Genomic DNA, 13,526 nt, shown 5'->3' on the forward strand with positions numbered 1-13,526 from the left:
ATATACAAGAGGCATGACTGAATCATTGGATTTGCAATTCGAAACCGCCTATCGCGGCGAATCCGCAGAGTTCGGCGCGGGCATCAGGCCCCCGTGGAGCCTGGGCGAACCCCAGCCCGAACTCGCCACCCTGATCGAGCAGGGCAAGGTCCATGGCGAGGTGCTCGACGCGGGTTGCGGGGAGGCCGCCCTCGCATTGGCGCTGGCAGGACGGGGCCACCCGGTGGTCGGCTTGGACATGTCCCCCACCGCCGTCGAGCTGGCCGGGCGCGAGGCCGCGCGCCGCGGCCTGACCAACGCCAGCTTCGCGGTGGCCGACATCACCGATTTCGCCAGCTATCCGCCGGAGTCGGCGGGGCGGTTCAACACCATCATGGACAGCACGCTGTTTCACTCCATGCCGGTCGAACTCCGCGAGGGTTACCAGCGTTCGATCGTACGGGCGGCCGCCCCGGGCGCGTCCTACTTTGTGCTGGTCTTCGACAAGGCCGCGCTTTCCGGCGACGGCCCGATCAATGGCGTCACCGAAGAAGAGTTGCGTGACGCGGTGTCCAAGCACTGGGTGATCGACGAGATCCGGCCGGCCCGCATCCACGCCAATCTTCCGCCGGAAGTATCCGGGATGCCCGCCTTCGACGCTCGCGACGAACCCGAGGGCCGCAAGTCCGTCGGTGCGTGGTTGCTCTCAGCCCATTTGGGCTGATGACACACCCCATGCGGTGTATAGTCCAGCTAATGAAGGGTAGAAGGCTGGCCACAATCGCCGCGACTGCGGTAGCTGCCGTCGGGCTGGCGGCGCCGGCGCAGGCTGACGACTACGACGCCCCTTTCAACAACACGCTGCACAGCTTCGGGATTTACGGCCCGCAGGACTACAACGCCTGGCTGGCCAAGATCAGCTGCGAGCGAATGGACCGGGGCGTTGACGGCGACGCGTACAAGTCGGCGACTTTCTTGCAGCGCAACCTGCCCCGTGGCACCACCCAGGGCCAGGCGTTTCAGTTCCTGGGCGCGGCGATCGACCACTACTGCCCCGCGCATGTCGGGGTCCTGCAGCGGGTCGGCGCTTAGGTCTATTGGCCGGGTCGTTTAGACCGGCTGGGGCTTGTACCCGGCGTGCAATGCCACGATTCCGCCGGTGAGGTTGCGCCAGCGCACCGCCGACCAGCCGGCCCGCGACATCTGCTGGGCCAACGCCGCCTGGTCCGGCCACGCCCGGATCGACTCGGCCAGGTATACGTAGGCCTCGGGATTGCTGGACACCGCGCGCGCCACCCGCGGCAGCGCCCGCATCAGATACTCCTTGTAGACCGTGGCGAACAACGCACTGACGGGCGTGGAGAATTCACACACCACCAGCCGCCCCCCGGGCCGGGTCACGCGCGCCATCTCGCGCAGTGCGGCGGAGAAATCGACCACGTTGCGCAGCCCGAAGCTGATGGTCACCGCGTCGAAGACATCGTCGGCAAACGGCAGCCGGGTGGCATCACCGGCAACCTTGCACACCTTGCGTTCATGGCCCGCGGCGAGCATCCCAACCGAGAAGTCAGCCGCCACGCACCAGGCCCCGGACTTCGCCAGCTCCACCGTGGATACCGCAGTCCCCGCGGCCAGATCCAGCACCTTGTCACCCGGACCGATGCGCAACGCCGATCGGGTGGCCCGCCGCCAATATCGGTCCTGCCCCAGCGACAGCACGGTGTTGGTCAGGTCGTAACGACGAGCGACGCCGTCGAACATCGACGCGACGTCTCGGGGGTCTTTGTCCAGGGCCGCGCGACTCACCTCGGAGACGCTACCCGACAGCGTCGCGTCAATACTGGCGGTATCGGCGCTGGACGTGCTCCTGGCGGACGCTGATCTGCCGGCGCCTTTCCTCGACGGACACGGTGCGGGTGTCCGCGGGCAGGTGCTGACGCACGCTGGCCAGGGGCACCTTTACGGCGCTGGCCTTGGGCAATTCGGACGGCGGGTCGCAGTACGTCCACCGCAGGGTCAGGAATCCGCCCAGGCGCCCGGCGGTGTCGAGCCAGTTGGGCACGCCGGGGTCGGTGTCGGCGATGACGTAGCGGATCCTCGCGTCGGCATCGGGTTCGGACTGAAATCCGTTGAGACTGCACGCGTGGTTGGCGTAATCCAGGGATTCGCCCCACAGGTTGGACAGATGAAATCCCATGTAGGCCGGCGGTACCGGAACGACGACCTCGACCAGCAGCGCTTCGTCGGCGCGCAAGTCATAGACCCCGCCGCAGTAGACGTTGGTGCTCTGGCCGCCACCCATGGCAAGGTTGGCCAGCGCAGGCTCATTGAGTGAGTTACGGGGCATCAGCGTGAATCCATCGCCGTTCTTGTCACCGTGCGCCTCGAGGACCACGTCGTAAAACTCGTTCCAGAACCGCATCTGGTTCTCGACGATCGTGCCGAGGCGACGCATGTTCTGGGCCACGACGGCGGGATCGGCCGGCTCGGGCTGGGCTCCCTGCTTGCCGATCTGGACGATGTGCAGATCGGGCGACATCTCGTGTTCCCAGTCGTGAAACAGTATGCGGGCGATCAGAAAACGCGCGGTGGCGGTCCCGTCTGGGGTGCCGGTGGCAATGAAGTTGCCGGTGTGCTCGCCGGGCCGGCGCGGGCCCAGCAGGATCTCGAATCGGCCATCCTCGCCGACGGCGAGATCGGCGGTGTCCAGCGCCCCGGTTACCACGCGTCCGCCCGGCATGAGCTCGGCAAGGCCGCCGGTGTCTCCAGCATAGTCGGTGTGTGCCTCAAAGATGAGGTATTGCGGAGGCTTTGGGCCGACGAACCGGCCGGTTACCCGATAACTCTGCGCGCCGTCGATCGGCGCCGACAGGTATAAGGCGTCGGCGTTGTCGATGGTCGCCTTGTCCAGCGGTTGGATGGCACGCCGAAAATACGGGAAGTCGGGATTCTCGCCGAAGGCGCGTTCGATGCCACTGAAAACAAATCCCAGCAGGTATCCGTATCCGTCCGCGAGGCCGGCGGCGGTGACCGGAGGAGCATGCAATTCGGCGGAGTCCACGGCATCGCGCGCCCGGGTCAGCGCGTCGATCATGTCGGTCCAGGCCGCGTGCAGGCTGGCTTGGCTTGTTTCAGCGGACATGCGCGTCTGTTCCTTCTGTTCTTGCCGCTGCCTCTGTGTCCCAGTGGTATTCATCGAACAAGTCGGCCAGCCGGGTGTGAATCTCGCGGGAGTCCAGTCCGAATTCCTCCAAGCTGTAGCGGTGGGTTGATTCGTGCCCGCTGCCCGAGGCGGCCGCCGCGAACGCCTCGGCGGCCGCCGGCCCCATGTCGAGTTCCAACTGCCGGTAGATACGGCGCATGGTGACCTCCGGTTGGGCGATCAGTTCGCGGTAATCCACCAGGACCGAACGAACCTCGCGATGTCGGGCCAAGACGTCGAGTGGATGCTGGTAGGAATCCAACGATTGCTCGGCCAGCACCCGCAGCGACTTCTCGACCAAGCGCTGATCGCGGCCGCGCAGGCCCCATTCGGTCTGCAACAACTTCAGCAGGCTCGGAATCGTCTCATCAGGATTGCGCAGGGGCACAATAAACCTGGCGTCCGGAAAGGTCTCGATCAGCGCTGAGACCCGACCGCAGAAGGTGGGGTTCTTACTCAAGTGCGTACCGCCACCATTGACCGCGATCTGGCGCCGGACGCACCCCTTGTAGAAGGCCATCGCCCGTCGCCGCTTGCGTTGCGGCCAGCGATCGACATGGTAGAAATCGAGTTCGCCCATGAACGGGAACATCAGGATCCAGAACCCTGAGCACAGTGACCAAGTCAAAAACGCGTCGTCCTCTTCCGGAACGAAGAACCCGGTCTTGTGCATGTCGTCGGTCGGGGCGAAGCGACGCTTTTCGATCTCGTCGAGCCGGTGCCGCAGACGCTTTCCGAATACCGCGGCATCGACCCGAAAAAGCAAGCGCAGCAAGCGTTTCTCCAACAACGACGGAAAGAACAGCTCGTACATCATCGCGTAGCTGAACTGGGGGTCATTGGCCATCAGCCGATGCAGATAGGTGGTGCCGCTGCGGGCGTGCCCGATACAGAACACCGGTGCCACCACTTGGGTGCGGCGCAATGACCCGAACAGGATGGGATCGAGCGCGAAGCACACCGCGTGGATCGCGGCGATGGCCGGCACAGCGACCGCGAACCCGAAGAAGCGCCGCCAACGCGCCGCGGCGGGCGGGTCGCGGCGCAACAGCCGCAGCATCGTGCGGTAGTTGGGCCAGTCGAAATAGAAACCCGTTCCCAGCATGAACACTCCTGCGCGCAAGCCAATTTCGGTGGCCGGATGTCGCGGTCCAGCTATCTATACTTTATTGACTATGTCAAGTAGTTGCCGATACTGTCGCGTTCATGCGGGTCTTCACTACCGGCGGGTGCGCGCTGGCCAGACCGGGGCGAATGTGGCGTCTGCACGCAAGCTGACGGCGGTTGCCGCCATCAGTGCCACCCTCGCCCAAATCGTCCGGCTCAGCATCAGTCGATCGGCGTTCGCCGGTCAGGCATCGGCGGCCAACACCGAGCTGTCGCAGCCTTCCTATGTTCTGCTTCGCGTCCTGATCGACGAGGGCCCATTGCCGTTGAGTCGACTGGCCAGGTTGGCGCACATGGATGCCGGGATGGCCACCCGCCGGGTGCGAGCCCTGGTCGAGGCCGGGCTGGTCACCCGGCACACCGATCCCAACGACGGGCGGGTGTCGGTGATCGAGGCGACGCCGCAGGGCCGGCGTGCCGCGGGGGCACTGCACGAGGTGCGAAGGGATCACTCGGCGCGAGCGCTCTCGGGCTGGTCGGCGGCCGAACTCCACGAGTTCAACCGACTCCTGTCGAAGTTCCTCACCGACATCAAGAAGACGCCGATCGTCGATACCGCAACGCGCTAGGCGCGCCGCCTTCGCCACAACCAGTCTTGGGCCCGCCCGCTCGGTGCGAGCACCTCCGCATAGTGGTCGAGCAACTCGTCACAGATCACCGACCAGCTGCGGCCCAGCACGCTGCGCCGGGCCGCCTGCGAATAGCGCTGGCGTTCGTGGACCAGGTGCGCGACCGCGGCCGGCAACTGCGTCTCGAACCCGTCGACGGGAAGCAGCAGGCCGGCCCGTTGTGGGGTAACCAGGTCGCGGGGTCCGCCGGCGTCGGGGGCGATCACCGGCAGCCCCGACGCCAGCGCTTCCTGCACGACCTGACAGAACGTCTCGTGTTCACCGGCGTGCACAAAGACGTCCATGCTGGCGTACGCCGCAGCGAGCTCGTCACCGTACAGGGCGCCGGTGAAAACCGCTGTGGGCATAGCCAATTCGAGTTTGCGCCGGTCGACTCCGGCGCCGACGATCACGAGCGTGACCGCGCCCGATGCCGCCAGCCCAGCGAGCCGTTCGGCATCCTTCTCGGGCGCCAGCCGACCCACGAATCCGACGATCGGCCGCCCGTCCGGCGACCATCGCCGGCGCAGCGACTCGTCTCGCGCCGACGGCGCGAACCTGATCAGATCGACGCCCCGCGCCCATCGGTGCACCCGCGGGAAGCCCTGGTCGAGCAGGGTTTGCATGGTCGGAGTGGACGGCGCCAGGGTGCGGTCGGCAAGGCCATGCAGGTGGCGAAACCAGGCCCAGGCCGCCCGTGAGGTTGCCGCGATGCCGTAGCTGGCCGCGAAGCCCGGCACATCGGTTTGGTACACCGCCACGGTGGGCACGCCAAGACGTCGCGCCGCCCGCAGCGCGCCGTAGCCGAGCAGCGCCGGTGAGGCCAGGTGCACCACGTCAGGTTCGAATCCCCGCAAGACCCGCAGGATTCGCGGGGTTGGCACCCCCAGCGGCAGGGTGGTCACTTTCGGGAACATCCGCGCCGGCGTCCGGTGCACTCGGACGCCGTCATGCAGCCGGTCGGCCCTGGGCTCACCGGGAGGATTGTCGGGCGCGATGACCAAGGCTTCGTGACCAGTCCGGCGCAGATGCCCGAGTACCCGAACCACCGAGTTGCTGACACCATTGACGTTGGGCAAGAACGACTCGGCGACGATCGCAACGCGCACGCCACCACCGTGTCAGCGTCGACTGTCGGCAAGGTTGCCGCCGGGCATACGGGGCGCGAAATCTGCCGGCACGCCCTATGGCGTGGACATCGTGTCCGCCCGCTGGTCCGGCCGTTTGTCCAGCCGCCTATCCAGCAGGGCCAGACCGACGAGCGCAACAGTCGCCACCAACCAGGCCACCACCGCGATGGAGCCGGCGGGGATGATCGCCAGCCCGGCGTTGCGGTGCTGCACGCGCACCAGATTGGGATCCCTCTTGTTGTACTCGACGTAGATGCGCATACCGGTGGCCAGCTCAGACGGGTACAGCACACCTAATTCGGGCCGGTAGGTCACGCGGTCGGGGGTGACGAATTCGATGGTTGAGCGCCGTGGCCCGGCGCTGAGCACCTCGGCCTGTGCGACCCCCATGTTGCGATCGATGGCCAGGTCAATGCGCCACGCGCCGGCCACCAGCAATATCGACTGCAGCGTGACCAACCCGGTGAGGATCAACACCGAGATCCGGATCCAGCGCACCACTGTCCTGGCCGGCGTGTCCGGCATCTCTTCGGTGGTGCCGTGGATCAGGATGCGCAGCAGCTTCTTGGGCGAGGTCATAGCGCGGCCTTGATGGCGGCGTGCAGTTGCCGCAGCGAGGAGCGGTCCGCCTTGACCTCGAGCACCCGCAGGCCGCTGCCCGGCTCGTCCAGCGCGGCCGGCAACTGGTCCACTTCGATCTGCCTGTTCTCCACGTGGTAGGCCCGGCACAGTGCGCCCACGTCGACGTCGTGGGGGGTGCCGAAGATCCGCGACGAGACATCGGAGAACCGCGGATCTCCCTGCTCGAGCAGCTCAAAAATGCCGCCGCCATTGTCGTTGGACACCACGATCGTCAGCTGCCGCGGTGTCGGTTCGGTAGGGCCGATCAACAAGCCGGAGCTGTCGTGGACGAACGTCAAATCACCGATCAGCGCGACGGTGCGCCCGTGATGATCGCGTTCGTAGCCCAGCGCGGCCCCGATGGCCGCGGACACGGTACCGTCGATACCGGCGACCCCTCGATTGGATCGCACCCGCAGGCCCGCAGTGTCCAGGCCGACCAGGGCCGCATCGCGCACCGGGTTGGACGCGCCCAGCACCAGCTGGTCGCCGGGGCGAAGCGCGCCGGCAACGGCCGCCGCGACGTGCAGGCCGGTGGTCAGCGGGTGCGCGGCAAGCTGCTCGCGTACCGCCGCAACCGCGTGGCGGTTCATCTGCGCGCAGCGGTCCAGCCACGACGGGTTCGGGGTGCCGGTGACGATCGCCCGGGTTCCGGTGGCCTGCGAGTTTCCCGACACATCCGGCCAGCGGGGCCCGGTCGTCAACGCAAAGACCGGCACTTCGGGATCGGCCAGCAAGGCCGATACCGGCCGGTGCAGCGTCGGGCGCCCCAGCATGATCACCTGCCGGGGCCGCACCAGCGGCAGTGCCAACGGGTGCAGAGGGTTGCCACCGGACGGCGCAGCCGGTGCTGTCGGCTCGGCGATGGTGGGTAGCTGCACCAGGTTGGGGTGCACACCGGCGCCGTGCCCGGCGATGACGACGGTGTCGGCGGACAGGTCGATTTCCAGCGGTTGGTCGAAGGTGACCGGTGGGGTGTAGGTCCACGGCCGGCCCTCCGGGCGTCCCGGCGGGGTCACCGCACCGTGGGGGTCCGGGTCGGGCACCAGCGGTTCCCGCAACGGAATGTCAAAGTGCACCGGGCCGGCGTTGGCGGTACGCGACCCCATGGCGGCCGCCAGCACCCGGCACGTGGCCGATCGCCACGACGCGTTGAGGGAGTCCAGGCGTTCGTGCGCATCCTCGGCCAGACCCAGGCTGATCGTGGCACGCACTTGAGTGCCGAAGTAGCCCAGTTGCTCCATGGTCTGGTTGGCCCCGGTGCCCAGCAGTTCGTAGGGCCGGTTCGCCGAGAGCACGATCAGCGGCACCCGGGCGTAATTGGTCTCCACCACCGCCGGGCCGAGATTGGCCACCGCGGTACCGGAGGTCATCGCCACACACGCCGGCGCACCCGCCCCGACGGCCAGCCCGATGGCCAAGAAGCCGGCGGTGCGTTCGTCGATGCGAACGTGCAGCCGAATGCGACCGGACCGGTCGGCGTCCTGCAACGCGAAGGCCAGCGGCGCGTTGCGCGAGCCGGGGCACAGCACCACATCGCGAACCCCACCGCGGATCAACTCGTCAACGACAACGCGGGCCTGTGTCGTCGAAGGGTTCACCAGTACAGGGTGTCACAGCCGAACGCTGCGCCGGCTATCGAGCCGCACCGGCTACCGCGGCGCTCAGCCCCTGGTGCCGGCAAAGAATTTCAGCGCGGCCGTGTTGACGGCTTCGGGGCGTTCGAAGAACCCGAGATGCCCGGCGTCGGGTATCTGCAGATAGCGACCGTTCGGCAGGCTGTCGGCGACCTCGCGCCCCAGGTACGGCGGGGTGACGATGTCGTCGGAAAAGCCGATTACCAGCACCGGCGCGGCGATGTTGCGGTAGGCGGGCAACCGGTTGGTCAGCGGCGCGGCGTCGAGTTGGCAGCGCAAGCCCGGAGTCTGCTTGATCGGCCACATGGAGAACATCGCGAGCCAGTCGCCAACGGCCGCATCGTCATTGAGCGTCTTGCGGGAAAAGTTCTCCAGCAGGCGATCTTTCACATCGTAGGTCGACGGCATCCTGGCACCGGAGTCGTACAACTCCGCCTCGGCGTCGTGGAAGAACTTGCGGGCACGGTCCAGGCGGCCGCGGGTGGCCATCAATACGGCGGAGTTGACCAGCTCGGGACGCACCACCATCAGCTCCTGGGCGATAAATGAGCCCATCGACACCGCGACGATGCGCACCGGGCCGATGCCCAGGGATTCGATCAACGCTGCGGTGTCGTTGACCATCGTCTGCGTGGTAAAGCCCTCGGCGTTCTCGGTAGCACCGATGCCACGGTTGTCAAAGGTGATGCATCGGTATCCCGCCGCCAGGAACGCCGGAACTTGGTGGGGCTGCCAGGTGCGTCCGGCACCGCCGCGACCGGCGATAAAAAGGACCGGCTCACCGGTCCCTTTGTCGTCGTAAGCGAGGTTAATCACCCGATCGACGGTACAGTAGCGGGTAGCAGGCCTTGATCCGGTCGATCCACCACTGCCGCCGATCCGGCGCGGCGCCCAACGCCCGCAGCCGGGCCGGGTCCGGCGCCACCCGCTGCGGGGCCAGCGCGCCGTCGACCGGGATGGCGGGCTCGGCCACGTCCTCGACGAAAAGCCCGCCCGTGCCCAATCCGCAGGCGTGCTGCAGTTGCGGTAGGGCCGCGGCGGCGCTCAACCCGGCCGCTATTCCGACGGCCGAGTCCAGCGCGCTGGAGATCACCACCGGGATGTCGATTTGCGCGGCGATGTCCAGCAGCGCCCAGACCCCGCCCAGTGGGGCGACCTTGAGCACCGCGACATCAGCAGCCCCCGCGCGCACCACCGCCAGCGGGTCCTCGGCCTTGCGGATGGCCTCATCGGCGGCGATGGGCACTTCGATGCGCCGGCGCAGCTCGGCGAGTTCACCGACGGTGGCGCAGGGTTGTTCGAGGTACTCGAGCGGGCCGTCGGCCGTCAGGGCAACGGCGGCCTGCGCCGCTTGGTCGACGCTCCAGCCACCGTTGGCGTCCACCCGAACGGTCGGGACCAGAGCGCGCACGGCGTTGACCCGCTCGACATCGCTGGCGAGTGTCTGTCCGGGCTCGGCGACCTTCACCTTGGCGGTGCGGGCGCCGGGGAACCGGGCCAAAAGCTCGGGGACTTGGGCGGGGGGCACCGCCGGCACCGTCGCGTTGATGGGGATGCGCCCGCGTCGCACCGGTGGCGGCTGGCCGTAGGCGGCGTCGATGGCCGATGCCAGCCACGCGGCCGCTTCCGGGGGCTGGTATTCGAGGAACGCCCCGAATTCGCCCCACCCCGAGGGCCCCTCGATCAATGCCACTTCCCGGGTGGTGATGCCGCGAAAACGAACCCGCATCGGTAGGGCCACGACCTGCAGTCGGTCCAGTAGATCCGGCAGGGTGGCCGGCCCGGGTATCACTTCCGATAGACCTGGCGGCCCGCCAGGAAGGTGGCTCGCACCTCCAAGTCGGCGATCTCCTCCGGCGGCACCGTCCGCGGATCCGCCGAGAGCACCACCATGTCCGCGTACTTGCCGACTTCCAGCGAGCCGATGATGTCGTCGGCGAACATCTGCCAGGCGGCATCGATGGTCTGCGCCCGGATCGCCTGCTCCACCGTCAAACGCTCCTCGGGAGCCAGCACCCTGCCGCTGGGTGCGACCCGGGTGGCGGCCACGCTGATGTTGCGCAGCGGCTCCTCGGGTGTCACCGGCGGGTCGTTGTGCAAGGAGATGCGCATGCCGGTGGCCACCGCGGAACCCGCGGGCATCCACCGCGGCCCCCGTTCGGGGCCGAACAGCCCATCGACGATGACGTCACCCCAGTAGTGGATCTGGTCGACGAAAATGCTGCAGGTGACGCCGAGGTCGGCGGCCCGGCGGAGTTGTTCGGGCCGGATGGCACCGACATGCTCTAGCCGCAATCGGTGGTCCGGACGCGGGTTGCTCCGCAGCGCCTCTTCATAGACATCCAGGATGGTGTCGACCCCGGCGTCGCCCTGCACGTGGCAGGCGATCGGCCAACCGAGGGGAAAGTAGGCACCCACGGTTTCGGCCAGCTGTTCGCGGGTGTAGTTGGCGCATCCGCAGGAACCAGGTGTCACACCGATGGTGCGGGTGGCGGCGGTGTCCAGGTAGGGAAAGCTCAGATCGATGTTGCCGATCCAGGGCGAGCCATCCACCCAGATCTTGATACCCACCTGCCGGAGCATGTCGTCGCCGCCTCCCGGCGAGGCCTCGGTGGACAGCTGCGCGTTGGAAATCTCGTAAGTGCGCAGCCGGACCGTCAACTCATCGCGGAGCTGCTCGACCAGCGGCCGAAACCCTGGATCGAACGCCATCTCCGAACACGTGGTCAGCCCGGCCCGGTTGAGCCGGGCGCACTCGGCGCGCAGCATCGCCGGATAGTTGCTGGGATCGGTCACACCGGCCAGCAGCGGCAGCACCGCACCGGTTTCCTCGGCGGTGCCGTCGAGTTCGCCGTTGGCGTCGCGGCCGTATTTCGCTCCCTTGGGATCGGGGGTGTCGCGAGTCAGGCCGTTGAGCCAGGCAGCGTGCGTATTGAAGTAGGCCTTGTGACCCGAGTTGTGGATGATCACCAGCGGCCCGTTCGGCGCGATGTCGTCGAGCCAGGCCAGCGTCGGTTCCGGCAGCCCCGGCTGCAGCAACGGATCCCAGCCGATCAGGTAGGCACCGGCCGACCCGCGCTCACCGGCTTCGCGGCAGATCTCGGCCACCACGCGTTCGGAGTCGCGGACGGTGACCGGCCGGATATCGACGATCCGGCCCGAGAGCACAATCGCTTCCATCAGCGGATGGCCGTGTGCCTCGACGAACCCCGGCATGAGACAACCCGAACCCAAGTCGATGGTGCGGGTTCCCTCCCCGATCAGGCCCGCGACCTCGGATCGGTCCCCGACGGCGACGATCCTGCCGTCGGTGACGGCGATCGCCTCGGCGGTGGGCCTGGTGTCGTCGACGGTGAGCACGGTTCCGGTAATGACGACATCTGCATCGGCCATGAACAGCGATCCTAGTGATTCGGGCCCGGAAAAGGTCAGGCCCGAGGGCGCAGCTGAGCAGAATTGCAACACGTTCTAGTCTGGCCATATGAGTGACGATCTGTTGCGCAATCCAACTCACAACGGCCACCTGCTGGTGGGCGCGCTCAAGCGACACAAGAACCGGCCGGTGCTGTTCCTGGGCGACACCACGCTCACCGGTGGACAGCTGGCCGAGCGGATCAGCCAGTACATCCAGGCGTTCGAGGCACTGGGCGCCGGCACCGGGGTCACCGTCGGCCTGTTGTCACTCAACCGCCCCGAGGTGCTGATGATCCTCGGCGCCAGCCAGGCTCGCGGCTATCGCCGTACCGCGCTGCATCCGCTGGGTTCGCTCGACGATCACGCCTACGTGCTCTCCGACGCGGGGGCCAGCGCGCTGATCATCGACCCCAACCCGATGTTCGTCGAGCGGGCGCTGGGACTGCTGGAAAAGGTGGACTCGCTCGAGCAGGTCCTGACCATCGGACCGGTACCCGAAGCCCTCGAGGACCGAGCGGTCGACCTGTCCGCGGAAGCGGCCAAATACCAGCCGAAGCCGCTGGTCGTCGCCGACCTGCCGCCGAACCACATCGGCGGCCTGACCTACACCGGCGGCACCACCGGCAAGCCCAAGGGAGTAATTGGCACTGCCGGCAACATCACCGCCATGACCTCGATCCAGCTCGCCGAATGGGAATGGCCCGAGCACCCGCGGTTCCTGATGTGCACACCTCTGTCGCATGCCGGGGCCGCTTTTTTCACCCCCACCCTGGTCAAGGGCGGCGAGATGATCGTGCTGGCCAAGTTCGACCCGGGTGAAGTGTTGAGGGTCATCGAAGAACAGCGCATCACCGCAACCATGCTGGTGCCGTCGATGCTGTACGCGTTGATGGACCACCCGGATTCACACACCCGCGATCTGTCCTCGCTGGAGACCGTCTACTATGGCGCTTCGGCCATCAACCCGGTGCGGCTGGCCGAGGCGATCGACCGGTTCGGCCCCATCTTTGCGCAGTACTACGGGCAATCCGAGGCGCCAATGGTGATCACCTACCTGCCCAAGGCCGATCACGACGAGAAGCGGCTGACCTCCTGTGGACGCCCGACGCTGTTCGCCCGGGTGGCATTGCTGGGTGAGGACGGCAAGCCGGTACCGCAGGGTGAGCCGGGTGAGATCTGTGTCAGCGGGCCGCTACTGGCCGGCGATTACTGGAACAAACCGGACGACACCGCGCAGACTTTCCGAGACGGCTGGCTGCACACCGGCGACATGGCCCGCGAAGACGAGGACGGCTTCTATTTCATCGTCGACCGGGTCAAGGACATGATCGTCACCGGCGGCTTCAATGTGTTTCCCCGTGAGGTCGAGGACGTCGTGGCCGAGCACTCGGCGGTCGCGCAGGTCTGCGTGGTCGGGGCACCGGATGAGAAGTGGGGCGAGGCCGTCACCGCGGTGGTGGTGTTGCGTGCCGACGCGGCCCGCGATGACGCCGCGATCGAGACCATGACCGCCGAGATCCAGGCCGCGGTCAAGCAGCGCAAGGGCTCGGTGCAATCGCCCAAGCAGGTGGTGGTCGTCGACTCGTTGCCATTGACCGGGCTGGGCAAGCCGGACAAGAAGGCCGTCCGGGCACGGTTCTGGGAGGGCGCCGGCCGCGCTGTGGGCTGAATGGCCGGCTCGGACCGATTCGGGCCTGGCTACTGTGGCTTGCATGAGCGAGCGAATCAAGCCGCCGTGGTGGTCGACGCCGTGGCACTGACGGTGCCG

The 13,526-nt window shown here is 67.2% G+C and carries 13 protein-coding genes; 4 read left to right on the top strand and 9 right to left on the bottom strand.

All coding sequences use genetic code 11. From position 1 onward, the window contains the following. Positions 1-13 precede the first annotated feature (13 nt). On the top strand, positions 14-703 hold the full coding sequence (locus SHTP_RS21510; RefSeq protein ID WP_096371729.1) for a class I SAM-dependent methyltransferase: 690 nt from the start codon (positions 14-16) through the stop codon (positions 701-703). Between the two features lie 32 nt (positions 704-735). Next, positions 736-1,071: a DUF732 domain-containing protein gene (locus tag SHTP_RS21515; RefSeq protein ID WP_011738950.1), complete on the top strand. Its 336-nt coding sequence runs from the start codon at positions 736-738 to the stop codon at positions 1,069-1,071. An 18-nt stretch (positions 1,072-1,089) separates the two neighbouring features. Here the strand turns inward: SHTP_RS21515 and SHTP_RS21520 are convergent, their stop codons facing one another. From SHTP_RS21520 to SHTP_RS21530, 3 genes are read right to left on the bottom strand one after another with little or no spacing between them, the layout of a single operon-like run. Further along, entirely contained in the window at positions 1,090-1,785 is a 696-nt protein-coding gene (locus SHTP_RS21520) for a demethylmenaquinone methyltransferase (RefSeq protein WP_012392831.1), read from the bottom strand. Between the two features lie 28 nt (positions 1,786-1,813). Further along, entirely contained in the window at positions 1,814-3,121 is a 1,308-nt protein-coding gene (locus SHTP_RS21525) for a hypothetical protein (protein WP_096371730.1), read from the bottom strand. Beyond that, positions 3,111-4,286: a sulfotransferase family protein gene (locus SHTP_RS21530; protein WP_096372603.1), complete on the bottom strand. Its 1,176-nt coding sequence runs from the start codon at positions 4,284-4,286 to the stop codon at positions 3,111-3,113. Before SHTP_RS21530 ends, SHTP_RS21525 begins: the two co-directional genes overlap by 11 nt. A gap of 124 nt (positions 4,287-4,410) precedes the next feature. Between SHTP_RS21530 and SHTP_RS21535 the strand changes: the two genes are divergently transcribed. Further along, entirely contained in the window at positions 4,411-4,917 is a 507-nt protein-coding gene (locus SHTP_RS21535) for a MarR family winged helix-turn-helix transcriptional regulator (RefSeq protein ID WP_096371731.1), read from the top strand. Here SHTP_RS21535 and SHTP_RS21540 read toward each other — a convergent pair. The 6 genes from SHTP_RS21540 to SHTP_RS21565 form a co-directional block, all read right to left on the bottom strand. Then, positions 4,914-6,065, bottom strand: coding sequence for a glycosyltransferase family 4 protein (locus tag SHTP_RS21540; protein WP_096371732.1), 1,152 nt, complete (start codon positions 6,063-6,065; stop codon positions 4,914-4,916). The genes SHTP_RS21535 and SHTP_RS21540 overlap by 4 nt on opposite strands. Before the next feature lie 75 nt (positions 6,066-6,140). Further along, positions 6,141-6,665: a DUF3592 domain-containing protein gene (locus SHTP_RS21545; protein ID WP_096371733.1), complete on the bottom strand. Its 525-nt coding sequence runs from the start codon at positions 6,663-6,665 to the stop codon at positions 6,141-6,143. Beyond that, a complete protein-coding gene (gene menD, locus SHTP_RS21550; protein ID WP_096371734.1) occupies positions 6,662-8,308 on the bottom strand; it encodes a 2-succinyl-5-enolpyruvyl-6-hydroxy-3-cyclohexene-1-carboxylic-acid synthase in 1,647 nt (548 codons plus the stop codon). The genes SHTP_RS21545 and menD overlap by 4 nt, the downstream gene beginning before the upstream one ends. Before the next feature lie 63 nt (positions 8,309-8,371). Continuing rightward, the gene (locus SHTP_RS21555; RefSeq protein WP_012392824.1) at positions 8,372-9,160 is read right to left on the bottom strand and encodes an alpha/beta fold hydrolase; all 789 of its coding nucleotides are present in this window, start codon (positions 9,158-9,160) and stop codon (positions 8,372-8,374) included. Next, entirely contained in the window at positions 9,153-10,136 is a 984-nt protein-coding gene (locus SHTP_RS21560) for an o-succinylbenzoate synthase (protein WP_011738941.1), read from the bottom strand. The genes SHTP_RS21555 and SHTP_RS21560 overlap by 8 nt, the downstream gene beginning before the upstream one ends. Then, positions 10,133-11,737 carry an amidohydrolase gene (locus tag SHTP_RS21565; RefSeq protein WP_096372604.1) on the bottom strand — a complete coding sequence of 535 codons (1,605 nt, stop codon included), beginning with the start codon at positions 11,735-11,737 and terminating at the stop codon, positions 10,133-10,135. Before SHTP_RS21565 ends, SHTP_RS21560 begins: the two co-directional genes overlap by 4 nt. Positions 11,738-11,825: 88 nt before the next feature. On the opposite strand from SHTP_RS21565, the gene fadD8 reads away from it, so the two are divergent. Next, positions 11,826-13,427 carry a fatty-acid--CoA ligase FadD8 gene (gene fadD8 / locus SHTP_RS21570; RefSeq protein WP_096371735.1) on the top strand — a complete coding sequence of 534 codons (1,602 nt, stop codon included), beginning with the start codon at positions 11,826-11,828 and terminating at the stop codon, positions 13,425-13,427. The last annotated feature ends 99 nt before the right edge of the window (positions 13,428-13,526 follow it).

Source organism: Mycobacterium ulcerans subsp. shinshuense (assembly GCF_002355775.1).
In the GTDB taxonomy this organism is placed as follows: Bacteria; Actinomycetota; Actinomycetes; order Mycobacteriales; family Mycobacteriaceae; genus Mycobacterium; species Mycobacterium marinum.

Excerpts from the sequence above, each read along its gene's own strand:
- SHTP_RS21510 (WP_096371729.1), top strand. The coding sequence starts at position 14 with ATGACTGAATCATTGGATTTGCAATTCGAAACCGCCTATCGCGGCGAA.
- SHTP_RS21515 (WP_011738950.1), top strand. The coding sequence starts at position 736 with ATGAAGGGTAGAAGGCTGGCCACAATCGCCGCGACTGCGGTAGCTGCC.
- SHTP_RS21525 (WP_096371730.1), bottom strand. The coding sequence starts at position 3,121 with ATGTCCGCTGAAACAAGCCAAGCCAGCCTGCACGCGGCCTGGACCGAC.
- SHTP_RS21530 (WP_096372603.1), bottom strand. The coding sequence starts at position 4,286 with ATGCTGGGAACGGGTTTCTATTTCGACTGGCCCAACTACCGCACGATG.
- SHTP_RS21545 (WP_096371733.1), bottom strand. The coding sequence starts at position 6,665 with ATGACCTCGCCCAAGAAGCTGCTGCGCATCCTGATCCACGGCACCACC.
- SHTP_RS21565 (WP_096372604.1), bottom strand. The coding sequence starts at position 11,737 with ATGGCCGATGCAGATGTCGTCATTACCGGAACCGTGCTCACCGTCGAC.
- fadD8 (WP_096371735.1), top strand. The coding sequence starts at position 11,826 with ATGAGTGACGATCTGTTGCGCAATCCAACTCACAACGGCCACCTGCTG.